This window comes from Sphaerisporangium melleum, assembly GCF_014646695.1.
Classification (GTDB): Bacteria; Actinomycetota; Actinomycetes; order Streptosporangiales; family Streptosporangiaceae; genus Sphaerisporangium; species Sphaerisporangium melleum.
In genome coordinates, this window is the sequence record NZ_BMNT01000002.1 from 250930 (window position 1) to 276701 (window position 25772).

Consider the following 25772-nt stretch of genomic DNA (forward strand, 5'->3'; position numbering starts at 1 on the left):
GCTGTCCTACCTGCCCTCCAACAACATGGACGAGGCGCCTGTCTTCGACGCCCCCGCCGACCTCACGGTGACCGAGGCCGACCTCGAGCTGGACACCCTGATCCCCGACTCGGCCAACCAGCCGTACGACATGCAGCAGGTGATCGGGCACGTGCTGGACGACGGGGAGTTCCTGGAGATCCACGCGGGTTTCGCGCCGAACATCGTCGTCGGATTCGGCCGGGTCGAGGGGCAGTCGGTTGGGGTGGTCGCCAACCAGCCGATGAGCTTCGCGGGCACGCTCGACATCGCCGCCTCGGAAAAAGCCGCGCGATTCGTCCGCACATGCGATGCCTTTAATATCCCTGTCCTCACTTTTGTAGATGTACCGGGCTTCCTACCGGGTACCGACCAGGAATGGAACGGGATCATCCGGCGCGGCGCCAAGCTGCTCTACGCCTACGCCGAGGCGACCGTGCCGCTGGTGACGGTGATCACCCGCAAGGCGTACGGCGGCGCGTACGACGTCATGGGGTCCAAGCACCTCGGCGCCGACATCAACCTGGCCTGGCCGACGGCGCAGATCGCCGTCATGGGCGCCCAGGGCGCGGTGAACATCCTGTACCGGCGCGAGCTGGCCGCGGCGGCCGACCCCGAGACCGAGCGGGCGCGGCTGATCGCCCAGTACGAGGACACGCTGGCCAACCCCTACCTGGCCGCCGAGCGGGGGTACGTCGACGCGGTGATCAGGCCGTCGACCACCCGGGTGCAGATCGTCCGGGCGCTGCGGGCGCTGCGCAACAAGCGCCGGACGCTGCCGCCGAAGAAGCACGGCAACATCCCCCTGTAGGAGACCTCGATGAACCAGCCGTATCTGAAGATCATGCATGGCGACGCCACCCCGGAGGAGGTCGCCGCGCTCGTCATCGCAGTCGCCACAAGAACCTCAAAAGCCTCTCAAGCCCCCCGAAGCCGCGAACTATGGCGTAACCCAGCACACCAGATGAGAACAGTGTTCCCCACCGGGCCCGGAGCCTGGCGGGCAAGCTCACGACCGCATTAGATGCAAGGAAGTGGGTGTCAAGCGCGCCGAGAGTTGGGACTATCTAGAAATGGGGGAATATAGTCAGCCGATCATCGCCTAGACCCGAGGCCCTGGAGGAGAGCATGGCAATCCCGGACCTCACACCACACCCGGTGGCGGCGAAATACGCCGTCCTGGTGGATGTCGGCTATCTGTACGCGGCGGCGGGCGAGGTCCTCCTTGGCGCCAGGGAGCGCAAGGAATATCGTGTCTCCGCCGACGAGCTCATCCAGGCCCTCAAGAAGCACGCGATGGAACGCATCCCGGGCGAGCTGCTGCGGGTCTACTGGTACGACGCCGCCCGCGACCGGGTGCCCACCGTCGACCAGCGGGTGATCGCCCAGCTTCCCTGGGTCAAGGTGCGCCTGGGCAACCTCAACGCGCGCGGCCAGCAGAAGGGCGTGGACGCGCAGATCCGCAGCGACCTCGAGGCGCTCGCCCGCCACCACGCGGTCAGCGACACGATTCTGATCGCCGGGGACGAGGACATGGTCCCCGCCGTGGAGGCCGCGCAGACGTTCGGCGTCCGCATCCACCTGTGGGGCGTCGAGCCGCCCTACGGCACCAACCAGGCCGAGCGCCTGGTCTGGGAGTCCGACACCGTCGAGGAGCTCACCGCCGACTTCCTGCGCCCGTACTTCAGCCGCGCCGCACAGGTCGTGCCCGCCGCCCCGCCGGCGCCGCCCTCGCCCGCCCAGGTGTTCGCCGGGCGCACCGCCGTGACCAAGCCCGCCGTCCGGACGCCCGGCCAGGTCACCAAGCTCGGGCCGAGCCGCCCCCGGGTGGAGGAGGTCGGCGAGCACGTCGCGCAGAAGTGGATACTCACCCGCGGGCGCGACAACGTCCGCGACCTGCTCCCCGGTCCGCTGCTACCGACCGTGATCGACACCGAGTTGCTGATCGAGGCCGAGAAGGAGCTGGGCCACTCCCTGCGCCCGTACCCCGAGGCCCGGGTCTGGCTCCGCGACGGCTTCTGGGCCCGCGTCTACCGCGAGTTCGACCTCGGCGTCGGCATCTCCACCAAATGACCACCCGGCGCCGGGGACACCTTCACGCCACCACCCACCCCGGCGCCGGGCCCCCTCCCCTGACCGTCCCGGCTCCGGCTCCGGCTCCGGCTCCGGCTCCGATGAGCATGCCCGTCCCCGGCACAGGTCCCTCCGTGGCCGTCCCGGGCCGGAGGACACGCCGTCGTGGCCGCGCCGGGCGTGTGATCGTCCGCGCGGCCACCGCCGGGTCCGATTCCCGCCAGTGCGGTGCCCCGGGCAGGGCATAACGTCGTAGTCGTGACCGCACATCAGACGCTCGACTTCGACGCCTGTTACCGCGCGGCGAGCGCTCGGGACCTGAGGTTCGACGGGCGGTTCTACACGGCCGTGACCTCCACCGGCATCTACTGCCGCCCCATCTGCCCGGCGCGCACCCCCGCCCGGCGCAACGTCCGGTTCTACCGGCACGCCGCCTCGGCCGAGGCCGCGGGGTTCCGCCCCTGCCGCCGCTGCCGTCCGGAGCTGAGCCCCGGCGACCCCGGCTGGGACGCGCCCGCCGACCTGGTGGCCCGGGCCCTGCGGCTGATCGAGGACGGGGTGGCCGACGAGTACGGCGTCGCGGGGCTGGCCGACCGGCTGCACGTCACCGAACGGCACCTGCTGCGCCTGTTCACGGCCCGGCTCGGCGCGGGCCCGCTGGCGGTGGCGCGCACCCGGCGGCTGCTGCTGGCCAAGCAACTGCTGACCGAGACCGCGCTGCCCGTCACCGACGTCGCCTTCGCGGCCGGCTTCGGCAGCGTCCGGCAGTTCAACGCGACCATGAAGGCGGCGTACGGCTTCGCGCCGAGCGAGCTGCGCACCTCCTCCCGCCCCGCGGCCGCGTCCGGCCGGGAGGGCCCGGCCACGCTCACGCTGCGGCTCGGGCACCGCACTCCCTACGACGCCGGCGCGCTGCTCGGCTTCCTGGCCGCCCGGGCGATCCCCGGAGTCGAGCGGGTGGGCCCGGACGGTTACCATCGCGCGGTCCCCGGCGGCACGATCACCGTCCTGCCGGGCGACGGGCACATGCGCCTGTCGGTGACGCCGGCCGACACCCGCCACCTGGCCCGGATCGTCGCCCGCTGCCGGCGGCTGCTGGACCTGGACGCCGACCCGGCGGCGATCGACGACGCGCTGGGGGCGACCGCGCTCCGGCCGCTCGTCGCGCGGCGGCCCGGCCTGCGGGTGCCGGGCGCGTTCGACGGCTTCGAGCTGGCGGTGCGCGCCGTGGTCGGCCAGCAGGTCTCGGTGGCCGGTGCCAGGACGCTGCTCGGCCGCATCGCCGCCCGCGCCGGCACCCCGTCCCATTCCGGCGGCGGGGCCGGTGACGGCGAGCCGTTCCTGCTGTTCCCGACGGCGGAACACCTTGCCACGTCCGATCTGTCCGGTCTCGGACTTACCGGGCGCCGCATGGCGACGCTGCGGCTCCTGGCCGAGCAGGTGGCCTCGGGCGCGCTGCACCTGGACGCGGGCGCCGACCCGGCCGAGGCCGCGGAGCGGCTGCTGGCCATCCCCGGCATCGGCCCGTGGACGGCCGGCTACATCGTGATGCGGGCCCTGCGCGACCCCGATGCCTGGCCCGCGGGCGACCTCGGCCTGCGCCGGGCGATGTCGGCGCTCGGCATCCCGGACGACGACGTCGAGCGCTGGCGTCCCTGGCGCGCGTACGCCGCCGTCCACCTCTGGAGCACGCCGGCCCCGGAGACTTCCGGAACATCGCCGAGTGCGCGAAGCCCGCAGAACACCCATGGCTCGAAGAACGCGCGGAGCCCGCGGAGCAGGGGAGATTCCCCAGGCCGCCGGAGCTCGCGGAGCTCGCGGAGTTCCGCGGCGACCACCAAGGAGATCGCATGACCTCGACCATCGACGCGCAGGTGCTCCCCACGCCCACCGGGCCGCTCTCGCTGCTCGTGCACGAGGGTGTGCTGGTCGCGGGCGGGTTCACCGACGATCCCGGCGCCATGTTCGCCCGCCTGCCGGTCGCGCTCAGGGAGCTTCCCCTGCGGACCGTCCCGGACCTCGGCAAGCCGGCCCAGGCCGTACGGGACTACCTGGACGGCGATCTGTTCGCGCTCGACCTCGTCGAGCTGGACCAGCCGGGCACGCCCAAGCGGCAGCGCCTGCTGGCGGCCCTGCGGGCGGTGCCGGCGGGCACGACGGTGAGCTACGCCGAGCTGGCCGAGCACGCCGGGCTGCCGCGGACGGCCGCGCGCGCGGCGGGGGCGGCCTGCGCCCAGAACCTCATCGCCCCGTTCGTCCCGTGCCACCGCGTGCTGCCCTCGTCCGGCGGCTTCGGCGGCTACTACTACGGCACCCCGGTCAAGGAGTGGCTGCTCCGTCACGAGCAGGCGCTCTGACCCCTGAGCCGTCCCGGACGTTCACCGGGTCGGACTCCGTAGCCGGCGCCGGCATCGCCGTTCCACGACCCGCCGACCCGGCGCCGATCACCTCCGGCACATGGCCGGAGGGCGTTGTGCGGCGAGGCCACCCGCTGGTAGGCGCGGCACAGGTGCTCCTCGCGTCCGTGCCCGTCGCGTGCGGCGAGCGCGGCGGAGACCGCCTCGCCGAGCTCGGCCGAGCCGCCGAGCCGGGCGGAGCCTGCACCCGGTGAAATGTGCTCACCGCACCAGCAGCCTCCGTCTCCTTCCGCGGCCCGCGGCACCAGATCGGTCTGACGGGCTAGTGGGCCGCGCCAGAAGTTCGTCCTCTAAGTCGATGGGCCCAAGTGACCAGGTAGGCGAGCGGTCCTCATGCATCCCGCCTGGTGGGAACCGGCATGACTTACCCGGCGGATCTCCGGCTCGGGACACTAGGAGTTCAGGCGGCGGCGGAGTCGGTTCTTCGTCTCCTGCGGCAGGGCCTCGGCGGCGGTGAGGCGGGGCAGCAGGCCGGGCTCACGGGTGAGCGCCCGGAAGGCGACGGCGACGGTCACGTCGTGGTCCGGCCGGTACACCGGCTCGACCAGGTCACCGGCCCGGATCTCCCCCGGCTCGACCACCCGGAGGTACGCGCCGGGCATCGCCGCCTCGGTGAAGCGCTTGATCCAGCCCTCCTGCGCCAGCCACCCCTGGAAGGTCGAGCACGGGATGCGCGGGCAGGACACCTCGACGACCACATGGGTGCCGATCCGCCAGCGCTCGCCGATGAGCGCGCCGTTGACGTCGAGGCCGGCGGTGGTGAGGTTCTCGCCGAAGGAGCCGTTCACCAGCTCCCTGCTCAGCTCGGCCGCCCAGCCGTCGAGATCTTCGCGGGCGTACGCGTAGAGCGCCTGGTCGGAGCCGCCGTGGTTCTGGACGTCATGGACACGGTCACCTGCGAGAGCGACGGCGCCGGTGCCCTTGGGCCCGGGGTCGCGCACGGCCACCGGCCCCTCGACCGGCCGCTTGTCGATGCCCGTCGAGCCGGTTTCCTTCCACGGGTTGGGCCGGGGCCTGCCGACGTTGACCGAGAGCAGTCTCATGGCAGCGACGATACGTCGTCATCCACGGCACGACGAGAGGCGAAGTCCGGGCACGCCCGGCCTTCCTGTCCCGGCGAGGGCGTACCCCGGGCGGCCACCCGAAACCGGCACGGCGCCTCGGCGACCCGATCGAGCCCAACGCCCTGCTCTCCACCTACGGCAAGGACCGCGACCGCTCGCCGCACGGACTGCTCCCGTCGCGGGGCGGTCAGGAGCCGGCGGGTTGCTCGCGGACGGTGGTCTGGACCTCGCCTACCGGGACGTCCCGGGTGGCGGTGGCCTGGGCGGGCTGGAAGGCGAAGTCGACGCCCGCGCCGGTGACCGGCCAGACCGTGGTCACCGACATGACGTACACCCCGCGCGGCCGGTCGACCGAGGCGCGCAGGTAGCGCACGCCGCAGCGGAACGTGCCTCCCTTGACGTAGGGGTGGCCGGTCGGGCCGCAGTCCCCTTGGACCTCGGCCCGCCCGTCGGGGGCGCCCGACTTGATCTCCACCTTGTCCAGCCGGGCCGTCACGGTGGCGGACATGACGCCGGGGATCTCGGCGGTCACCGACCGGGTGGTGGCCCCGGTGCCGGCCAGCCACACCCAGGTGGGCAGGTTCACGTAGCTCTTGACCTCAGGACTGAGCCTGATCTGCGGCTCGGGCACGGTGAGCGCGGCCCGGGCGATCTGGTACAGCTCCTCCAGGGTGATGCCGCCGGGCGGTGTGCCACCCGCGGGCACCCAGACGGCGCCCTCCAGCGCGGTCCAGCACGACAGCCCGTCGGGATCGGCGGCGTTGTACGCGGGCACCCACCACCGGCCGTCCTGCCCCACCTTGTCCTTGTACTGCTTGAGGAACTTGTCGAAGTCCTGCTCGGTCCCGGTGGGATTGGTGTGGAACCAGTACTCCCGGACGTCCTGCTGCCGGTCGAGCATGGCGTCGGCGTTGTCCCCCGGCTCGTACCAGCAGGGACGCTTGACGCGGTAGCCGTCGCTCTTGGCGCCCAGGCCGTTGCCGCTCAGCACGATCTTGGAGTTGCGCAGGACGACCCCGCTGGTCCGGTCGTTCTGGAACCCGTCCCCGACCGGGCCGCCGGGGTCGGCTCCCGGCGCGGTGACCAGCGTCGCGGCCAGGACGTACGTCAGCAGTGATCTCATCGGCGGCACTCCTTCGCACGCTGATGGGGGTAGGAGGCGTGCATGTAGGTCTTCACCCGCCACGCGCCGTCGTCGCCCTTCCGGACGGCGGCCACCTGGAGGTACACGGCGGCGGGCGGGCGGGTCCAGGCGGGCTGCCTCGCCACCGGGCGGCCGGTGCCGGCGTCGGTCACCCGCACCCCCGACTGGTCGACGCACGCGTCGACCTCGGCGCCGCGCCCGCTGACCGACGGCACGCGAATGGCGTAGAGCTTGGCGGTGCCGGTGGCGGCCTCACGGCGGTCCACGAAGCCGCGCACCCAGGTGTAGGCGTCGCGGCCGGCCTGGTCCTGGACGCTCCCGAGGTAGGCGTCGTCCTCGCCCTGGGTGACCACCGCCCGCCAGGAGGCGACGTAGCCGTCGGTGAACGCCTTGACCATGGCCTGCTGCTCGATGTCGAGCCCGGCCGGCCACTCGATCGACACGTTCATGCCCTGCCCGGCATCGACGGTCTGCTCCGTGGCGACGGACAGTCCACCGGCCGAGGCGGAGGCCTGCCCCGCAGGGCCGCCGGACGGAGCGGAGGAGGCGGGCGCGGCGTCGCCGCCGGGGGTGAACGGGCGGGCGGCTCCGGCCTCCGCGCAGCCGGCCGCGCCCAGCAGGCAGCTCCCGGACAGGGTGACGGCGGCCACGGCGGCCCGCAAGCGCATGCCGCCGACGCTAACCACGCCCACGCCTGCACGGCCACCGTTATCTGCGTATCGGCATGAGTCCCGATAAACCCGCCGAACCGCCCGCCCGGTACCGATCTCCGGCGCCACCGTCACCTCTGCTTTCTTGATCACCTTGTCCCCGCTGGTCAGGCCGACGGCATCGAGTGCAGCCGCCAGCTCGGCAGCAGTTCGTCGATCAGGGCCTCGGTCTCCGGCGCCATCCCGCCGCCGTAGGGATGGGAGGACGAGCGGCGGTGCAGCCCGTCCACGACCGCGCGCAGCTTGAGCGGGTCGCCGGTGGCGTGCGCGGCGCGCAGCAGGTCGCGCCACAGCCCCTCGTCGTCGGCCGCGAGCAGCAGCCCCGCCCGCACGGCGGCCACGGCGGCCTCCGGGTCGTCGTGCGCCAGCCGCACCTCGCACAGCCGGTGCGCCGCGTCCGCCACCCCGGCCATCACCTCGTACTCCAGCTCGTCGGCGGCCAGCCAGGCGTACCGGCCGCGCGGCCTGCCGTTCAGCAGGGGCCCGCGCACCAGGCCCAGCGCCTTGTCCAGCAGGACGGCCCGCGCTCCCGGGTCGTTGTGCGACCGGCGGACCAGCTCGCGGAACAACTGCCAGTCGGTACGCACCTCGGGGCCGAGCCGCAGCCGTCCGGTGTCGTCGGTGCGGAGGTTGGGCCTGCCTTCGCTGTCGGTGCCCAGCCAGTCGGCCACGCGGGCGATCGTCGCGTCGCGCACCACGGCCTGCACTCCGCGCGGCCACAGGATGCCGCCGAGCACGACCGGGTGCACGCCGGACGGGTGGGTCGCCAGGTAGACGACCAGCTCGCAGGCCAGCTCGGCCCGCCCCTCCTCCAGCGGCGGCACCGGGCCGATCTCGATGGGGCCGAGGATGCGCACGTTGATCGAGGGCGTGGTGGTGAACTCGCGGGGTGGCGGCTCCTCTTCGCGCACCGGCTCGCCGTCGCCCCGCTCGGCGGTGCGGAACAGCTCGATCACCGCGTCGTAGTGCCTCCGGGGCAGCAGCTGGGCCGACGCCGTGACGCCGAGGGCGGGGATCGCCGCCTTGCCGTCCTCGGTGATCTCCCAGGTCCAGGTGGCGTGCGGGATGTCACCGGCGACGACGTACCCTGCGGCCATGCGGGTGCCGGCCCGGCCCAGCCGGGCCAGGCGGCGCGCCTCCTCGGGGTCGGGCTCGATGGCCGACAGCAGGTAGTGCGGGGACCAGGCCGGGTCGGCGGCCCGGCCGCGCACCCGGCCGGTGAGCACCTGGTCGCCGGTCGCGGCGGCCTCCTGCGCGCGGGCCTCCAGCTCGGGCAGCGCCTCGGCCAGGCTGCCGACCGCGCGTACGCGGTGCGGGGCGATCATCACCAGGTCGGCGCCGAAGCCGACCAGCGTGATGCGCATCTGGTCCGACCAGCGGTTGGTGGCCAGTTCGACGGCGAGCGCGGACAGGGCGTCGCGCACCCGGTGCCCGGTGACGGCGATCAGGCCGTGCGCCGCCTCCAGGTCCACCAGCACCCGGCCGGTCTCGATCACCCCGAGTGAGACCAGGCCGGGGTAGGGCGCGGGGACGTCGGCCAGCGCGTGCTCGTCGATCGCCCGGCCCTCGTGGGCGAGCAACCGCCAGGTGCGGCCGCCGTCGTGCGACTCCCACGGCTCGGGCGCGTCCGGCTCCGCGGGGTGGATCCACAGGTCCAGCCCGCGGGCGGACAGATGGACGGCGTAGATGGTCGGTGGCACGCGTCCCTGGTCGGCCAGCAGCTTGCCGAGCAGGCGCAGCGCGTTGTCGAGCATGCGACTGCCGGGGGCGTCCGAGCCGAGACGCAGCGCGACCTCCGCCGCGGCGGCGTCACCGCGCGGCCGGGGGATGCGGTGGCCGAAGGCGCGCCGCCAGAGCTGCTCACGGCGGCGCCGTCCGAGCGCGGCCAGCAGGCCGGCGGCGGCCAGCGACCCGCCGGCCAGGTACTCCAGCAGGTCCAGACCCGTCCCGGTGTCGCGCGCCTCGGGCTCGGCCACCGGTGTGACGGCGGCCTTCGGGGCCTTGGCCGCGGCGGAGGGCGGCTTGGCAGTGACGGCGGGCGGCTTGGCCGAGACGGAGGACGGTTTGGCCGGGGGCGGCAGGTGGTAGATCGGGCCGGGCACGCCGGTCGTCGGCAAGGTCACCCCGCCGGGTGCGCGGCCGCCGGCGTCCCCCGCCCGGCCGGTGCGGTCGGCGTCCCCGGACCGCTGCTCCGCGGCGTCGCCCGTCCGCGCTCCGGAGCCGGGCGTGCCCTCGGTCCGCTGCGCCCCGCCCGCACTCTCCTGGGTTCCGGTGGTCTCGCGGCCGCTGTGCACACCACCCGTCGTCGTGGCCGGGGTACGCGCCTCGCCGCCGGTGGACACCCCCGTCCCTGCGGTGCCGTCGGCCAGGCCGGCCTTGGCGGGAGCCTTCAGGAACTGCGTACGGCCGTCCAGCTCCGCCGGTTCGCCGGGGTGCCGTTTCAGGGTGGTCGCACGCCGCTCGTCCACCGACACGACGTGGACGTTGCGCGCGTCGTCCGGCATGTCGAGCACCCAGCCCGGCCTGATGAGATCGGCCATCTGGAGCCGGCTGCCGTCCGGCTGCGTCTTGTGCTGGTTGAGGCGGTAGATCTCCGGATAGCGCCGCCCGTCCCCCAGGCACTTGTCGGCGATCTCCCACAGGCTCTCGTGATGACGGCCGTGCGGAGGCTGGACGACGTACACCTTCTTGGTCTGGCGCACCTCCGAGAGTGCCGTCCCCGCCGGCGTCTGCGCGTCCGACGCCGTCTCCTGGAGGGGGACGGTGATCGCCGCGGCCACCACCGAGGGGCGGGCGGGCGGCGGGGCGGAGCCGATGCCGGCGATCGGGATGGCGGCGGCGGACACGGTGAACAGCATCAGCGCCGTCGAGACCAGGCGGTTGGCCAGGGCCTGCGTGCCGCCCGACATCGGGACGCGGACCGGCATGCCGATGCGGCGGATGCCGGAGTACACCTCCACGATCACGCAGACGACCAGTTGCAGCCAGCAGAGCCACACCAGCAGCACGAGGATGGCGATGGCCGTGCTGGTGCCGATCTGCCGGGTGAGCAGGTCGCCGTTCAGCAGTTCCGCGGGCAGCGGCGGGCCGGTCAGGCGCAGCAGGGCATAGGGGACGCCACCCATGAGCGCTGCCAGGGCGGCGAGCGCGGCCACACCGGCGATCACGTCGCCGAACGTGCGCCGCGGCCGGATGCGCTGCACCGTCGCCGGCGCGGCCGTTCGGTACGGCGGGCGCGAGGCGGGCCCGCGTTCGGCGGTCATCGTGCCGCCTCCTTCCTGTCCGCCCCGGTCACGGCTGCTGATCGCCGCTGTCGGGGCCCGCGGTCGCGGCGCCGGTCATCGCCGAGCCCGCGAAGCCGAACGCCGCGAGGAACATCGCCTCCCATCGGGCGCTGACCACCACCGTCACCGCCCCCTGGCCCGGGGCGACGGCGCATCGGGCGAGCTGGAGGCCCGTGTCGCGGTGCATGGTGACGATCTCCCTGGCCCGGCCGCAGACGACGCCCTCGTCGCCGAGCAGGCGCACCTGGCCGGTGGCGCGCAGGTGCTCCTCGTCGATCTGGTCCGCGGCGGCGCGGGCCGCCTGCTCGGCGACGTCGGCCGCCCGCAGCCGGGCGTTGATCGCCGCGCCGCCGTCCACGAGCAGGCCGGCCAGCAGGAAGACCACCACGGAGAAGATCACTACGAACACCGACATGGACCCCCGCTCATCCCACCCCACCCCGGTAAGGGTCATTCGACCCTCCGGAAGCGTTCCAGGGGGACCACCGAGTCGCCCTGCATCCGCCTGGTCGCCCCCCAGCCGAGGAAGTCCAGCTTGAGCTCGCAGGTCACGGCCGCCCGGACGGTGCCGCCCTCGCGCCAGTCGCTGCCCGACAGGCTCACCTGCGGGCCGCACTGCCCGTCGAGCGCCGAGCGGGCGGCCTCGCGGGCGGCGCGCTCGGCGGCGCCCATGGTGCGCTGGACGGACGCGGCGCGCGCGGCGTCCCTGGCGGCGCCGTTGACCTCGCCCTGTGCCTCGACGACGCGGCCGGCGCCGACGAGGAAGGTCAGGAACAGCAGGATGACCGGGGCGAGCATGACGGTCTCGACCGCCATCGACCCGCGGTCGCCGGCCCGCCTCCGGTCCGCAGGCGGGCATGCCGTCACTGCTTCGGCCCGCCGGAGCCGCCTCCGCCGCCGAAGTTGCTCTGGATCTCGGCCTGCTTCTGGGTGACCAGCGTCCTGATCAGCGTGGCGAGGCCGAGGGCCACCCCGGCGATGATGGCGGTGATGATCACCCATTCGACGGCGGAGGCGCCGCGTGAGGGAGCGGTCCTGGCACGGTGGAGCCGCACGTTCAGGACGGCGAGCAGATAGGTGAGCCACGGTGGTGTGAACATCTACGACCCCAACATCTTCATCGCTGCCGGATAACTGAGAAAGATCACGAAGCCGGCGCACAGCAGGAGCTGGGCGACGAGTATGGACTGTGACCGCTCTCCCGCCTGGCCTTCGATCTCGGCCAGCTCGCGCCGCCGCATCGTGGCCGAGCGGGCGGTGAGCGAGGCGCGGACCTTCGCGCCGTCGTCGGCGACCAGGCCGAGCGCCGCCGACAGGTCGCGCAGCTCGTCGACGTTGATCTCGTCGCCGAGGCGGCCGAGCGCCTGCCAGGGGGTGATGCCGATGATCCTGGCGTTGGCCAGCGCCTCGCGGATGCGGGCCATCGCCCAGTTGTCGGCGTTGCCGCCGGAGCCGCCCTCGCCGACCGACACCGCCATGAGCAGGGCCTCCGGCACTCCCCTGCCTCCCGCGAGGTTCATGGCGACCAGGTCGAGGAAGGCGCCGACCGCGTGCCGGAAGTCGCGCCGGCGCACGGCGGCGTCCCTGCGGATCTGCAGGTCGGGCAGGAAGAAGAAGACCACGGCCACGATGAGCGCGGACCACAGCGGCACCTGCAGGGGCACGCCGAACTCCATCAGCGCCAGCCAGCCGGCCAGGATCGGGAAGGCCAGCAGGCCGGACACCCCGAGCAGCGCCTTGGTGGCCAGGTAGCCCTCGAACGAGCGGCCGAGCAGCGCCAGGTCGGCCCGGGTGGAGCGGACCTCCCAGCCCCGCGCGGCGTACAGCCGGGCCAGGCGGACGCCGAGCTCGCGGCGCAGCGGGCTGACCTCCTCCTGGAGGTCCACCAGCCGCATCCGTGTCGCCTCGTCGCCCTCGCGGGCCGAGTCGAGTGCCAGAAGGCGGGTCACCAGGCCCGGCCGGGGCGGGAACAGTGCTCTGACCAGCAGGAAGACGCCCAGCCCGAGGACGGCTCCCGCCAGGATGTTCTCAACCATGGACGCTCACTCCTCCCGTCACCGGCTCGCGCTCGACCGGGGCGCCGGAGGCCGGGCCGAGGAGCCGGGCCGGCTTGTCGAACCTGGCGAGCCGCCGCATCCAGGCGAAGCCCGCGCCGAACAGCCCTGCGACGACCACCAGCACGGCCTGGCCCAGCAGCGAGTCGTACTCGGCGACGTAGGAGGGGTTGAAGATCACCAGCGCGGCGGCGAAGGCCACGGCCGTGCCGACCACGATCTGTACGCTGCGCCGCGTCGAGCGCCGCTCGGCCTCGACCCGCCGGCGCATGTCCAGCTCTTCGCGTGCGGACACCGCGAGCGCGCCGAGCACCTCGCGCAGCCCGGGGCCGCGGAGCTTGGCGTTGAGGATGAGCGCGGCGATCACCAGGTCGGCGGACGGGTCGTCCAGCTCGTCGGCGAACAGCCGCAGCGCGTCGGGCAGCGGCATCCGCGTGTGCAGGCGGTCGACCAGCGACCGCAGGTGGGGACGCAGCGTCGGGGCCGCTGCCCTGATCGAGGACGGGATGGCCTGCTCCAGGCCGGCCGCGCCCGCGATCGTGTCCCGGAGCGACTCGGTCCAGGCGGCGAGCCCCTCCAGGCGGCTCATGGCCGCGCGTTCCTCGGCCGCCCCGCCGGTCAGGCCGCGCCAGGCCAGCACGAGCAGGACGGCGCCCGCGGCCATGACCGGCCAGCGGGTGACGACCAGCACCAGCCCGCCGGTGATCGTGGCGACCGCCGAGCGGGTGGACAGCCTGCGCAGCAGCTCACGGCGCCGCGCGCTGCGGTCGGGCGTCGCGGGCCCCGGCCGCACGCCGTACAGGGCCAGGCCGAGCAGGAACAGGCCGCCGCCGATCGCCGCGCCCGCGAGGATCGCCAGCGGGTCGAACAGCCCTGCGGGCAGCGGCATCACGACCACATCTCCATCGCCGGGTCGTAGCCGTACTCGGCCAGGTCGTCCAGGCAGGCGATCGGCGCATGCGGGACGGCGTGCCCGTCCGGGCCGGGCGCGAAGACCTCCGAGGACAGCACCCGGCCGTCGACGCCGGCGACCTCGCGGACGCTCGCCACGTACCGCCGCAGCCGGCCGCCCTGGTGGTAGTCGTTGCGCTTCTCGATGAAGACCACGAAGTCGATGGCGCCGGAGATCAGCATGTGCGTCGCCTCGATCGGCAGGCGCTCCTCGGCCTGCAGGGCGTAGGTGGCGATGCGGTTGAAGACCTCCATCGAGGAGTTGGCGTGGATGGTGGACAGCGACCCGTCGTTGCCCTGGGTCATCGCGTTCAGCATGGTGACGATCTCGTCGCCCAGCACCTCACCGACGATCACCCGGCTGGGGTTCATGCGGAGCGACCGGCGCACCAGCTCGGCCATGGTGATCTCGCCCTGGCCCTCGGAGTTGGGCAGGCGCTGCTCGAAGGCCACGACGTTCGGGTGCAGCTCGTGGAACTGGTCGAGCCCGAGCTCCAGCGCCCGCTCGACGGTGATCAGCCGTTCGTGCTGCGGGATCTCGTTGGCCAGGGCGCGCAGCAGCGTCGTCTTGCCGGCGTTGGTCGACCCGGCGATCATGATGTTCTTCCTGGCCGCGACGGCGGCCGACAGGAACCGGCCGAGCTCGGGAGTGAGCGTGCCGTTGCCCACCAGGTCGCTGAGGAAGACCTTGCCCAGGCGGGCACGGCGGATCGACACCGCGGGGCGCACGGTGACGTCCATGACGGCCGACAGGCGGGAGCCGTCGGGCAGGCGCAGGTCGAGCTGGGGGTTGGCGGTGTCGAAGGCCCGGCTGGACAGGCCGCTGTACGCCGCGAGGATCTGGATCAGCTCGATGAGCTCCTCGTCGGATTCGGCCACCGGGTCGTGCATGACCTCACGGCCGTCGGCGTACCCGACGAACACCCGGTCGCAGCCGTTGACGTCGATGTTCTCGACCTCGGGATCGTCCAGCAGCGGCTGGAGGCGGCCCACGCCGAACAGCGCCGCGTGGATGCCCGCGGCCAGGGCCTCCTCCTCCTCGGCGGTCGGCGGGGTGCGGCCCGAGCCGATCTCGTTGCGGGCGTGCTCCTCCAGGACCTGGGAGATCAGCGCCCGCGCGAACTGGCGCTCGTCCTCACCGCTCATCGGGACGAGGCCGCTGGCCTGGTCGAGCCGCCGCTGGTGGGCCAGCCGGTCGCCGACCTCCTGCCGGAACCGCTTCACCAGGGAGTGGTCGGTGCTCATGCGCCTTCCCCCGATCGGCTCATCCGTGATCCCCCGGCCGGACTCTTGCGCGAGGTGCCGACCGGCCTCATGGGCGGGCCCCCGATCGGCTCGTCCTGCGGCCCTCGGTCGGCGTCATGCCGGCTCCCCCGTACGGGGCCGGGGCAGGTCGGCGACCGGGGCCGTGGAACGGGCCGGGGCGACGCGGGCGGCGAGGCGTCCGGCCAGCTCGCGGGCGGTGCGGATCAGCAGGGAGCGGTCCAGGCGGCCGCCCCACTGCCCCTTGAGCAGCTCGGCGCCCTTCGGGTCGTACGCCAACCCCGCCACGAAGGCGATGTCCCGGCCGCCGGCCCCGACGATGCGGCGCACCTCGTCGATCGAGGGGCGGTAGGAGCGCGGGTCGGCGATGACGACCACGCCGACCTGCCCGCCGGTGATCATCAGCCGCTCGCGCAGGTGGGCCACGTGGTCCAGGCTCGGCCGGGTGAGCAGCAGCGTCACCTCGGCCTCGGCGAGCAGGTCGGCCATCTGCGGGTGGGCGCCGAGCCTGCCGCAGTCGGCCAGCACATCGGCCCCGGGCAGCGCGGCGAGCGCGCGGCCGAGCGGCCCCCACAGCCAGGTGAGCCCGGCGGCCTGCTCGCCGTGGGTCAGGCCGGTCAGGACGTCCAGCCCGCCGACGAGCTTCTGGGTGTGCTCGTAGATCTGCTCGGGCTGCAGGCCGCGGCGGGCGGTCGCGCCGAGGCTGAGCAGCCCGCGGGCGGGGTTGAGCACGCCGCCGTCCATTCCGGGGAGGCGGTAGACGAGGTCGCCGCCGGCGGGGTCGCACTCGGCCAGCAGCACCGGCCGCGGCCACACGGCGCCGAGCGCGGTGGCGGCGGTGGTGACGCCGGGCGCCCCCTTGTCGGCGGCGAGCGCGATGAGGGCCACGTCAGCCCGCTCCGGAGAGCTTGCCCAGGGCGATCTCGCCGCTGGAGGAGTACATCGCGATCGCCGGGGAGACGGTGGCGTCGACGACGATGGAGACCAGGCCCGAGGAGCCTCCCTCGCCGTCGCCGGCACTCTCGACCAGCGCGCTCGGCGCGAGCACCTTGCCCTGCGCGGTGCCGCGGTTGGCGCCCGGTACGTAGATCACCTGGACGTGGTCGCCGCGCGCGAGGCCCTGGGGCACCTGCCCGGCCTTGAGGGCGAGACCGACGGTGACCTTGCCGGGCCCGACCTGCTCGCTGGTGGAGCTGACCATCTGCTCGGTGAGCAGGGTGCCGGGCAGGAGGGTGACCCGGGCGAACGTCGCGGCGACCTCCTGGCGGTGGACCCAGGAGACGTACCCGATGCCGGTGTCGGCGATCTGGACCTCCTCCATCGCCTCGGGGAGGACGGGCTGGCCGGGGCCGATCTGCTGGGTGATCCGAATGGCGGACACCCGGTCGCCGCTGCGCAGCACCAGCAATGTGGTGCCGAGGGCACCGCCGAGGACGAGCAGCAGCGCCAGGGCGGCGAGGGCGGGTTTGCGTTCGCGCGGCGGCACGGGGAGCTTGCGGGAGGCCGGCCCGGACAGCGCGCCCGGCGACCCGACACGCTCCGCGTTCGCGGAGGCACGGCCGTCGCGGTCGGATTTCTCGCTGATCCTCATGGGTGGGGGACTCCCGAATCAGGGACCTGACCGGCGCCGCACCATGCGCTGACACCGGCCGGCACCGGGCCGGTCGTGCTGAACGGCATGACCACGATGCGGAACGGCATGGTCACGGATATGGAGGACGAAGGGGGTCGCAGGGCTATCTTCCGGAAATGTCATGCCATTGTGTGCAGCTTGCACCATGCGCGGGGACAGAAACCGGACCCATGCTCAACCACTATGGATCGACTGTCAACGGGAGCGTCAAGAACCGTAATGGCCTGGTGACCCCGTCTAGACGATATTTCCAATGATATTCCATTTTGTATCGCAGGCCACTCCGATCACGATCACCACTCCCCTTATCCCCAGCACGTCCTTTCCTCAACCCTGGATGACCGGGGCTTCACCTGGTGTTCGACCTGGCACCCCCGGCGGGCCACCCGCACCCTCGCGTCGGCGTCCTTCCCCGGCGCTCCGCAGCGCCATCGTCGGCAGAGGCCACCGCGCCCGAACACGTCCGCACGGGAGCTTTCGCCGGACCTGCCCGTCGTTTCCAGACGAGGGCCCGCCGCCCGGCCGGGGCCGGCGTCGCTCCGCCTATGCCTGCGAGGTCCGGGTCTCCTCGCCGATCCAGCTCAGGTAGGCGTCCAGGCCGCCCTCGATGGGCAGGCAGATGATCTCCGGGGTCTCGTACGGGTGCGCGCGCCGGAGGTGCTCGGTCAGCTCGGCGGAGCGCTCGCGGGTGGTCTTCACCAGGAGCAGGAACTCCTCGGCCGCCTCCACCTCGCCCTTCCACCGGTAGACGCTGGTGATCGGCCCGACGATCTGCGCGCAGGCGGCGAGCCGGGCGCGGACCGCCGACCCGGCGAGCTCCGCCGCCTTGGCGCGGTCGTCGATCGCGACCTGGACCTGGACGTACTGCGTCATGGGCGTCCCCTCCGGCTCCTCCGCGCGCCTGCCATGGCACACCGCGGCCAGGCTCTCATGACGAGACCGCGCGCCTCCGGCCTCGGGCCGGGGCGGGTGATCGGTGCGAGGCTCGAACGAGATGGGTCCGGCGAGCAGGGTGGGATGTACACAGAGTTATCCACAGCACCTGACGGTTGTCCACCGATCCACCTCCGCCGGAAAGATGGCAATGTATCCGATTTAGTACCGAAAATCCCACCAAAAGACCCCCGAGTTATCCACAGGACCACGGGTTGTCCACAGCTCCACCCACAGGCCCTGTGTACAGTCGGCCCACCCACGGAGGCCCACCTTGCCGTGCAGCCCAAATATCGGACGCAGGGTTACATAAAGCACATAGATCGCTTTCACCCTATAAGCCGGACAGTGCACACCACAGCCCCCCGGACGGTGAGGGACGTAAGAAGTCGCGCAACGGGAAAGCACAGGTCCGGTTGACGTGAACCTCCAGAGCGGATGGACTCGCGTCGCTACTTTGTAGCGCGAAAAGGCCGCCGAGCCCGTGGACCCGGAGGAGACGACGCATGCGGATCATGCTTACCGTGGTCTCAGAGGACGGCCGTCGTGACGTCGTCGTCGAGGGCGATGAGGAGACCACGGTCGCGGGGCTCGCCGCCGCACTGGAGGGTCCACCGGCCGAACGCCACGACAACGTCGTCCGCCTGTCCCGTGCCCGCGCGCCGTACGGCCTGGGCGGGCGGGCGGCGCGTCCGCCGCTGCCCGACGCCCCTTCACTATGGGTGGAGGGCAGGCGGCTGGCCCCGGACGCCCCCGTCACCGCCGCCCTGCGCGATGGCGACCTGGTCACGCTCGACCAGCGTGCCGCCACCTCCACCGTCCTGGCCGAGCCGGGCGGCGTCGTCGAGATCAGGGTGGCCGGCGGCCCGGCGGCGGGTTCGGTGCACCGCCTGGGGCTCGGCGTCCACGTCATCGGCTCCGACCCCTCCTGCGCGGTCCGCGTCGACGACCACCACCTCGCGCCCGAGGCGGCGGAGGTGCGGGTGGGCCCGGACGGAGTGCTGGTGCGGTCGATGTACGTCACGCCCGAGGCCAGGCCCTCGCGTAGGGCCCGGCGGGCCGCGCGCCGCCGGGGCCGGGCGACCAAGGACGCGGCGACGGCCCGGGCCGGGGCCGAGATCATCGGCGACCTGACGCGGGGCACGGCGTACACCGTCCCCCGGCTGGACGGCGAGCCGATCGGGGCGCCCCGGCCGTGGCCGGAGGGCGCCGCGCTCGCCTGCGGCACCTCGGTGCTGGAGCTGCGGGCCACCGAGGCGCCGGACGCGCACCTGGACGGGTTGCCGGACGGCGGCCTGGCCTACAACCGGCCGCCGCGGCTGCGTCCCGCCGGCCGGGGCCGCCGGTTCGAGGTGCCGGTCGAGCCGGTCCGCGGCGAGGGGATACGCCTGCAGTTGCTGGCGGCCTGCCTGCCGGCCGTCCTCGGTCTCACCCTGGCGGTGGTCTTCCAGATCTGGTTCTACCTGCTCATCGCGCTCATGACCCCAATGATCATGATCGGGCAGTGGATCAGCGACCGGCGGCACGGGCGCAAGAAGCACCGGCAGGCCACCAAGGCGTACAAGGAGCGGCTGGCGGCTTTCGAGTCGGCGCTGGAGAAGGCCAGGGCGGTCAACGAGGTCGAACGCCGGGCGGCCTTCCCCGACCCCGCCGAGCTGCTGCTCACCGCGACCGGGCCGCGCAGGCGGCTGTGGGAGCGCAGGAGCCACGACCCCGACGCGATGCGGCTGCGCATCGGCCTCGCCGACCTGCCCGCCGAGATCGACTTCGTGCCCGAGCGCGGAGCGCCGCCGGACACCCCGATGCCCGACCCGCCGACCGCCGGGGCCGTGCCGGTGTCGCTGGCCATGCGCAGGCTCGGCGTCGCGGGCGTGACCGGGCCGCGCGACGTCGCGCTCGGGCTCACCCGGTCGCTGGTCGGCTCGGCCGTCACCTTGCACAGCCCTCGCGACCTGGCCGTGGTCGTGCTGTCGGCCAACGCCGACGGCGCCGCCCAGTGGGGCTGGACACGCTGGCTGCCGCACTGCGCGCCCCGGGACGCCGACTGCGTCGCGCTGGTCGGGGCCGACCCCGAGGCGGCCGCGCAGCGCGTGGCGGAGCTGGCCGCGCTGATCGGCGAACGGCTCGGTGAGGACGACCACGGGCTGGGCGCGCTGACCTCGGCCAAGGGCTGGGGCCGGTCCCTTGGGGCGGAGGAGGAGCCGCTGTACGCCGCCTACGACGACCGCCCGTACGACATCCTGGTGATCATGGACGGCGCCCAGGTGCTGCGCGCGCTGCCCGGCATGCCGCAGGTGCTGCGGCAGGGGCCGCGCGCCGGGGTCTACACGATCGCGATCGACGAGGACCAGCGCCTGCTGCCGGAGGAGTGCGCGACGGTGGTCGACTGCGGGACCGACGGCTTCGTACGCCTGCGCGGCGGCGGGCTGGAGGCCATCGGGGAGATCCTCGCCGACCAGGTCACCTCCTCCTGGAGCGAGCGGCTCGCCCGCGCGCTGTCCCCGCTGCGTGACGTGAGCAGGGACGACTCGGCCGCCGTGCTGCCCGGCTCGGTGCGCCTGCTCGACCTGCTCGGCCTGACCGCCCCGTCCGGCCGGGCGATCGCGTCGCGGTGGCGGGCCGGGGGCCGCACGACCGAGGCGCCGATCGGGCTGGGCGCCGATGGGCCGTTCAGCGTGGACCTGCGCAGGGACGGCCCGCACGCGCTGGTGGCGGGCACCACGGGAGCGGGCAAGTCCGAGCTGCTCCAGTCGCTGATCTGCTCGCTCGCGGTGGCCAACCGGCCGGACGAGATGACGTTCGTGCTGATCGACTACAAGGGCGGCGCGGCGTTCAAGGAGTGCGTGCGGCTGCCGCACACGGTCGGCATGGTCAGCGACCTGGACGAGCACCTGACCCAGCGGGCGCTCGCCTCGCTGGCCGCCGAGATCCGCCGCCGTGAACGGCTGCTGCTCGCCGCCGGCGCCAAGGACATCGACGACTACCACGCGCTCAGGGACCAGGCCGCGCACGCCTCGCTCACGCGCGGGAGCACCGCGGCCGAGCCGCTGCCCCGGCTGCTGCTGATCATCGACGAGTTCGCCGCCATGGTCGCGGAGCTGCCCGACTTCATGGACGGCCTGGTCGACATCGCCCGGCGCGGCCGTTCCCTCGGCATCCACCTCGTCCTGGCCACCCAGCGGCCGGGTGGCGTGGTCACCGCCGACATCCAGGCCAACACCTCGCTGCGCATCGCCCTGCGCGTCACCGAGCCCGCCGAGTCGGCCGACGTCATCGCCGGGCCGGAGGCCGCGCACATCTCCAAGTCCACCCCCGGCCGCTGCTACGTCCGCTCCGGCGCGGGCCCCGCGCAGGCCGTGCAGACGGCCCGGGTCGGTGGCCGGGCGCCGCGGGCGGCGCGCCGTGGCGGCGGGCCGAAGGTCGTGGAGGTCGGCTGGCGCGACCTCGGCCACCCGCTGCGCACGGCCCCCGAGCCGGACGGCCCGTCCGGCGCCGACGGCGGGCCCGGCAGCGACCTGGCCCTCCTGGTGGACGCCATCGTGGACGCCGCGCGGCTGGCGGGCGTCCCCGGGCAGCCGAGCCCCTGGCTGCCGCCGCTCCCCGGTTCCGTCCTGCTCGACCCACCCTCCCCGCGCGGCGGGCCGGCCACCGGCCGCGCCGAGCTCGGCGAACCCGGTGGCGAGACGGTGATCCGCCTGCGCGCCGACGCCGCCATGCCCCCGGAGCCTGAACGGTTCGCCGAGTACGCGGGGACCGGCGGCGAGGTGCCGCCGCTGCCGTTCGGGGTCACCGACCTGCCCGCGGCGCAGGACCGCAGGCCGCTCGTGCTCGACCCCGTCCACGGCGGCCACCTGCTGGTCGCCGGGACCGCACGCACCGGCCGCTCGACCGTGCTGCGCACCCTGGCCGGGTCGATCGCCATGCTCACCTCGCCGCGCGACGTCCACCTGCACGCGATCGACTGCGGGTCGGGCGCGCTGCTCCCGCTGGTCGCGCTGCCGCACTGCGGCGCCGTGGTGACCCGTGACCAGCTCGACCGGGTGGAACGCCTGCTCACCCGGCTGCGCGACGAGGTCGGCCGCCGCCAGCAGCTCCTCGCCGAGGCGGGGTACGCCTCGCTGGCCGAGGCCAGGGCCGCCGCCCGGCGCGACCCGTACGCGGGCGAGACGCTGCGGATGCCCTGGCTGGTGCTCATGCTCGACCGGTGGGAGGGGTTCACCGCGGCGTTCGAGGGCTACGACTACGGGCGGCTGCTGGAGGCGTTCATGCAGTTGCTCCGGGAGGGGCCCGCGGTGGGCCTGCGCGCCGTGGTCACCGCCGACCGGTCCGGGCTGCTCGGCCAGATCTCCACGCTGTTCGAGGACCGGCTGATCATGCGGCTGGCCGACCCGGCGGACTACGGACTGGCCGGGCTGCCGCCGAAGGCCATCCCGTCCGCTCTGCCGCCGGGACGGGCGCTGACGGTCGGCGAGCAGGGCGTCGTGGAGAGCCAGATCGCCCTGCTCTGCGATGACCCCTCCGGCCCGGCCCAGGTGGCGGCCGTGCAGGCCCTCGCCCGTACGGCCGCGCAGGCCGGGGTCGAACCGGGCGGGCTGCTGCGGGTGGACGCGCTGCCGATGCGGATCACCGCCACGCAGGCGCTCGAGTTGTCCCCCGGCTTCACGCCGCCCTCGCCGCTGTGGGCGCTGCTGGGCGCGGGCGGCGACGCGCTGGCCCCGCTCGGCGTCGATCTGCTGGCCCAGGGCCCGGCCGCGGTGGTCGCCGGGCCCGCGCGGTCCGGACGTTCGTCGGCGCTGCTCACCGCCGCGCGCTTCCTGCTGTCCGCCGGCACTCCGGTCGTCGTGGTCGCGCCGCGGCGCAGCCCGCTGCGCGAGCTGTCGGGCGAGAAGGGGGTGCTCGGGGTGGTCACCGGTGACGGGCAGGACCTGGCCGCGGTCGTCGGCGACCGCGAGCGGTACGTGGTGACGGTGGACGACGCCGAGCTGGTCTCCCCCGACTCCCCGCTCGGCATGGCGCTGGAGAACACTCTGCGCAGCGGCAGGGACGGCGAGCACGGGCTGCTCATCGCCGGGACGACGGGCGACCTGGCCACGGCCTACCGCGGATTCGTGGCCGAGGCCCGCAAGGGACGCACCGGGCTGCTGCTGTCGGTGCAGAGCCCGGCGGACGGCGACCTGTTCAACGTCCGCCTGCCCAGGGGCGCGGTCGGCGGCCCGCCCGGACGCGGCCTGCTGGTCGTCAGCGGCACCCCGACCCCGATCCAGGCCGCCGTCACGGCCCTGTGACCGCGCCGCCCGGGACGCGGACGGCGGGTCAGGGCGCTCACTGGCAGCCGGTGGAGCCGTCGTCGGGGCGGAAGCACTCGATGGGGCCGCCGAAGGTGGAAGTGATCGTGAAGCTCATGCCGGGCAGCAGGGGGACCGCCGCCACGGCCTGGCCCTCGACGACCACGCCGCGCTGGTCACCCCGCTCCCAGGCCCGCACCTGGACCGCCTGGAGCATCTTGGGCCCGACCGCGCGGACGACGCTCCGCGCGCGGGCCTCGGCGGCCGCCTGCCAGCCGGACGAGGAGGTGCCCGCCGCCCGGGCGACGCGCGCCCCCTCACGGGCCGCGGCGTCGGCGACCTGCCTGCCGTGGAAGACCAGCGCGAACTGCACGACGAGCAGGATCACCACGAGCACCACCGGCATGATCAGCGCCAGTTCGACGACCGAGGCGCCCCGATCACTCCCGCCTCGGTCGCACGCGTGCCGCCGCCCCACCGTCGGGTCGTCCGTGCGCCCGCAGTTCCCAAGCCGGCACTCCGGTCGCCGCCCGCTCACCGGACGGCCGCCCGGCCGCCGCCGGGCGTCGCCCGCCGAGGCCACGGCCGTACCGTCAGCGGGTCGCGGACTCGATGTTTCCGCGGTAGGTGGTGATGATGCGCGAGGCCTCGGTCAGCTCTTCCGACATGCGCTGGAAGGCCTGCCGGTAGTTCTGCCAGGCGCCGCCGAAGCGCACCGCGCCCGGCCCCGTCCAGGCCGTGCCGACCTTCGCCGCCTCGCGGTCGAGCGCCGCCATGGTCTGGCGCACCTGCTCGGCCTGCTGCGTGAACTGGGCGGCCATGTTCTGCATTTCCGCGGGGTCGCCGCCGAGCAAGCTCTGGCTCATGCCGGTCTCCTTCGGGATCGTCTGCACACAGGGGGTAGCCAAACGCCCTTACTTTAGACGTCGATCTCATCTGACGCACCGGTTATGCCCAGCGAATATCGCCCTCGACCCCTAGCGCCGGGCGCCCGGCGCGAGTAAGTAACGAGGGGGGTAGGGGCTTACGGCAGATCAAAGGCCGCTTACACTCCGTTGAAGGCGTGCAAGGCCGTGAGGGAAAGGGACCACCTCGGTGCAGAAGGTGCTTATCGCCAATCGCGGCGAGATAGCGGTGCGAATCGCCCGGGCATGCAAGGACGCAGGGCTCATCGGCGTGGCGGTGTACGCCGACCAGGACCTCGACGCGCTGCACGTGCGCATGACCGACGAGGCGTACGCCCTTGGCGGGCAGACGCCTGCGGAGACCTACCTGGACATCGGCAAGCTGCTGCGCATCGCGGCCGAGTCCGGCGCGGACGCCGTCCACCCGGGATACGGCTTCCTCGCGGAGAACGCCGAGTTCGCCAAGGCCGTCATCGACGCCGGCCTCACCTGGATCGGGCCGCCGCCTTCGGCGATCACCGCGCTCGGCGACAAGGTCGCCGCCCGGCACATCGCCCAGGCCGTCGGCGCCCCGCTGGTCGCCGGCACGCCCGACCCGGTGTCGGGGGTGGAGGAGGTCGTGGCCTTCGCGGCCGAGCACGGCCTGCCCATCGCGATCAAGGCCGCGTTCGGCGGCGGCGGGCGCGGGCTGAAGGTCGCGCGCACGATGGAGGAGATCCCCGACCTGTACGAGTCGGCGGTGCGCGAGGCCGTCACCGCGTTCGGGCGTGGCGAGTGCTTCGTCGAGCGCTACCTGGACCGTCCCCGGCACGTCGAGACGCAGTGCCTGGCCGACCGCTACGGCAACGTCGTGGTGGTCTCCACCCGCGACTGCTCGCTCCAGCGGCGCCACCAGAAGCTCGTGGAGGAGGCCCCGGCGCCGTTCCTCACCGGCGAGCAGCTCGACCTGCTCTACTCCTCCTCCAAGGCCATCCTGAAGGAGGCCGGCTACGTCGGCGCGGGCACCTGCGAGTTCCTCGTCGGCCAGGACGGCACCATCTCCTTCCTGGAGGTCAACACCCGCCTGCAGGTCGAGCACCCGGTGAGCGAAGAGGTCACCGGCATCGACCTCGTACGCGAGATGTTCCGCGTCGCGGACGGCGAGCCGATCGGGTATGACGACCCGGAGGTGCGCGGCCACTCCATCGAGTTCCGGATCAACGCCGAGGACGCCGGCCGCAACTTCCTGCCCGCCCCCGGCACGCTGACCGCGATGCGCGCCCCCGCCGGGCCCGGTGTGCGCCTGGACGCCGGCTACGAGGCGGGTATGACCGTGCCGCAGTCGTTCGACTCCCTGATCGCCAAGCTGGTCGTCACCGGCCGCACCCGCGAGGAGGCCCTGGCCCGCTCGCGGCGCGCGCTGGAGGAGTTCGTCGTCGAGGGCATGCCGACCGTCCTGCCGTTCCACCGGGCCGTCGTCTCCGACCCCGCGTTCACCGGCGAGCCGTTCACCGTGCACACCCGCTGGATCGAGACGGAGTTCACCGGCGCGATCGAGCCCTACGCCGGGGAGACCGCGACCGAGGAGCCCGTCGAGCGCGAGCGCGTGGTCGTCGAGGTCGGCGGCAAGCGCCTTGAGGTCGTGCTGCCCGCCTCCGCGGGGATGTCCCGGCCGTCGTCCGCCGCGCCCAAGAAGCCCTCGCGCCGGGCCGCCGGCAAGGGTCCCGCGGCGGCCGCCGGCGGAGACGCCCTGGTCAGCCCGATGCAGGGCACGATCGTCAAGGTGGCCGTCTCCGACGGTGACGTCGTCCAGGCGGGCGACACGATCGTGGTGCTGGAGGCCATGAAGATGGAGCAGCCGCTCACCGCGCACAAGGCCGGCACGGTCAGCGGGCTGTCGGCGACCGTCGGCCAGACGGTCACGGCGGGCGCGGCGATCTGTGAGATCAAGGAGGGCTGAGCCCTGCGGCTGCGGGGTTTTCCGGTACGTATGAAGATACGGTTGCGTACCGAGGAACTCTGACGATTCGCCATTCGTCCTGTAGGACGAAGGAGGCAT

Annotated in this window: 22 protein-coding genes; 7 read left to right on the plus strand and 15 right to left on the minus strand. The window is 73.6% G+C overall.

The window, feature by feature from the left end; all coding sequences use genetic code 11:
- From IEY93_RS37760 to IEY93_RS02890, 5 genes are all read left to right on the plus strand, one after another.
- A partial coding sequence (locus IEY93_RS37760; protein WP_308425730.1) for an acyl-CoA carboxylase subunit beta occupies positions 1-829 on the plus strand: 829 nt, incomplete at its 5' end.
- Positions 830-838: 9 nt separating this feature from the next.
- On the plus strand, positions 839-1042 hold the full coding sequence (locus IEY93_RS39665; RefSeq protein ID WP_189161343.1) for an acyl-CoA carboxylase subunit epsilon: 204 nt from the start codon (positions 839-841) through the stop codon (positions 1040-1042).
- 104 nt (positions 1043-1146) lie between these two features.
- Positions 1147-2091, plus strand: coding sequence for an NYN domain-containing protein (locus IEY93_RS02880; protein ID WP_189161344.1), 945 nt, complete (start codon positions 1147-1149; stop codon positions 2089-2091).
- 258 nt (positions 2092-2349) lie between these two features.
- A complete protein-coding gene (locus tag IEY93_RS02885) occupies positions 2350-3945 on the plus strand; it encodes an AlkA N-terminal domain-containing protein (RefSeq protein ID WP_189161345.1) in 1596 nt (531 codons plus the stop codon).
- Positions 3942-4448, plus strand: coding sequence for a methylated-DNA--[protein]-cysteine S-methyltransferase (locus IEY93_RS02890; RefSeq protein ID WP_189161346.1), 507 nt, complete (start codon positions 3942-3944; stop codon positions 4446-4448). Before IEY93_RS02885 ends, IEY93_RS02890 begins: the two co-directional genes overlap by 4 nt.
- Positions 4449-4900: 452 nt before the next feature.
- On the opposite strand, the gene IEY93_RS02895 is transcribed toward IEY93_RS02890, so the two are convergent.
- From IEY93_RS02895 to cutA, 13 genes are all read right to left on the minus strand, one after another.
- The gene (locus IEY93_RS02895) at positions 4901-5551 is read right to left on the minus strand and encodes an MOSC domain-containing protein (protein WP_189161347.1); all 651 of its coding nucleotides are present in this window, start codon (positions 5549-5551) and stop codon (positions 4901-4903) included.
- Between the two features lie 208 nt (positions 5552-5759).
- On the minus strand, positions 5760-6695 hold the full coding sequence (locus tag IEY93_RS02900; RefSeq protein ID WP_189161348.1) for a hypothetical protein: 936 nt from the start codon (positions 6693-6695) through the stop codon (positions 5760-5762).
- Positions 6692-7384, minus strand: coding sequence for a hypothetical protein (locus IEY93_RS02905; RefSeq protein WP_189161349.1), 693 nt, complete (start codon positions 7382-7384; stop codon positions 6692-6694). Before IEY93_RS02905 ends, IEY93_RS02900 begins: the two co-directional genes overlap by 4 nt.
- Positions 7385-7533: 149 nt before the next feature.
- Positions 7534-10689: a bacterial transcriptional activator domain-containing protein gene (locus IEY93_RS02910; protein ID WP_229690799.1), complete on the minus strand. Its 3156-nt coding sequence runs from the start codon at positions 10687-10689 to the stop codon at positions 7534-7536.
- A gap of 28 nt (positions 10690-10717) precedes the next feature.
- Positions 10718-11125 (minus strand): pilus assembly protein TadG-related protein, encoded by a 408-nt coding sequence (locus tag IEY93_RS02915; RefSeq protein ID WP_189161350.1) that lies wholly within the window; start codon positions 11123-11125, stop codon positions 10718-10720.
- A 35-nt stretch (positions 11126-11160) separates the two neighbouring features.
- Entirely contained in the window at positions 11161-11526 is a 366-nt protein-coding gene (locus IEY93_RS02920) for a TadE/TadG family type IV pilus assembly protein (RefSeq protein WP_189161351.1), read from the minus strand.
- A 47-nt stretch (positions 11527-11573) separates the two neighbouring features.
- The gene (locus IEY93_RS02925) at positions 11574-11810 is read right to left on the minus strand and encodes a hypothetical protein (protein WP_189161352.1); all 237 of its coding nucleotides are present in this window, start codon (positions 11808-11810) and stop codon (positions 11574-11576) included.
- Positions 11811-12746 carry a type II secretion system F family protein gene (locus tag IEY93_RS02930; RefSeq protein WP_189161353.1) on the minus strand — a complete coding sequence of 312 codons (936 nt, stop codon included), beginning with the start codon at positions 12744-12746 and terminating at the stop codon, positions 11811-11813.
- Complete coding sequence (locus IEY93_RS02935) at positions 12739-13653, minus strand: type II secretion system F family protein (RefSeq protein ID WP_189161354.1); 915 nt, start codon at positions 13651-13653, stop codon at positions 12739-12741. The genes IEY93_RS02930 and IEY93_RS02935 overlap by 8 nt, the downstream gene beginning before the upstream one ends.
- Positions 13653-14960 (minus strand): TadA family conjugal transfer-associated ATPase, encoded by a 1308-nt coding sequence (locus tag IEY93_RS02940; RefSeq protein ID WP_189161355.1) that lies wholly within the window; start codon positions 14958-14960, stop codon positions 13653-13655. The genes IEY93_RS02935 and IEY93_RS02940 overlap by 1 nt, the downstream gene beginning before the upstream one ends.
- Before the next feature lie 114 nt (positions 14961-15074).
- On the minus strand, positions 15075-15866 hold the full coding sequence (locus tag IEY93_RS02945; protein WP_189161356.1) for a CpaE/TadZ family protein: 792 nt from the start codon (positions 15864-15866) through the stop codon (positions 15075-15077).
- A gap of 1 nt (position 15867) precedes the next feature.
- Positions 15868-16569, minus strand: a complete 702-nt coding sequence (locus IEY93_RS02950; RefSeq protein WP_229690800.1) for a hypothetical protein — start codon at positions 16567-16569, stop codon at positions 15868-15870.
- Between the two features lie 585 nt (positions 16570-17154).
- Positions 17155-17484, minus strand: a complete 330-nt coding sequence (gene cutA, locus IEY93_RS02955; protein WP_189161357.1) for a divalent-cation tolerance protein CutA — start codon at positions 17482-17484, stop codon at positions 17155-17157.
- A 566-nt stretch (positions 17485-18050) separates the two neighbouring features.
- On the opposite strand from cutA, the gene IEY93_RS02960 reads away from it, so the two are divergent.
- A complete protein-coding gene (locus tag IEY93_RS02960) occupies positions 18051-22829 on the plus strand; it encodes a type VII secretion EssC family protein (protein WP_203968304.1) in 4779 nt (1592 codons plus the stop codon).
- A gap of 37 nt (positions 22830-22866) precedes the next feature.
- Here IEY93_RS02960 and IEY93_RS02965 read toward each other — a convergent pair whose 3' ends face one another.
- Both IEY93_RS02965 and IEY93_RS02970 read right to left on the minus strand, forming a co-directional pair.
- The gene (locus IEY93_RS02965) at positions 22867-23412 is read right to left on the minus strand and encodes a TadE/TadG family type IV pilus assembly protein (protein ID WP_229690801.1); all 546 of its coding nucleotides are present in this window, start codon (positions 23410-23412) and stop codon (positions 22867-22869) included.
- A 10-nt stretch (positions 23413-23422) separates the two neighbouring features.
- Complete coding sequence (locus IEY93_RS02970) at positions 23423-23695, minus strand: WXG100 family type VII secretion target (protein WP_189161358.1); 273 nt, start codon at positions 23693-23695, stop codon at positions 23423-23425.
- A gap of 229 nt (positions 23696-23924) precedes the next feature.
- On the opposite strand from IEY93_RS02970, the gene IEY93_RS02975 reads away from it, so the two are divergent.
- Entirely contained in the window at positions 23925-25673 is a 1749-nt protein-coding gene (locus tag IEY93_RS02975; protein ID WP_189161359.1) for an acetyl/propionyl/methylcrotonyl-CoA carboxylase subunit alpha, read from the plus strand.
- Positions 25674-25772 lie beyond the last annotated feature (99 nt).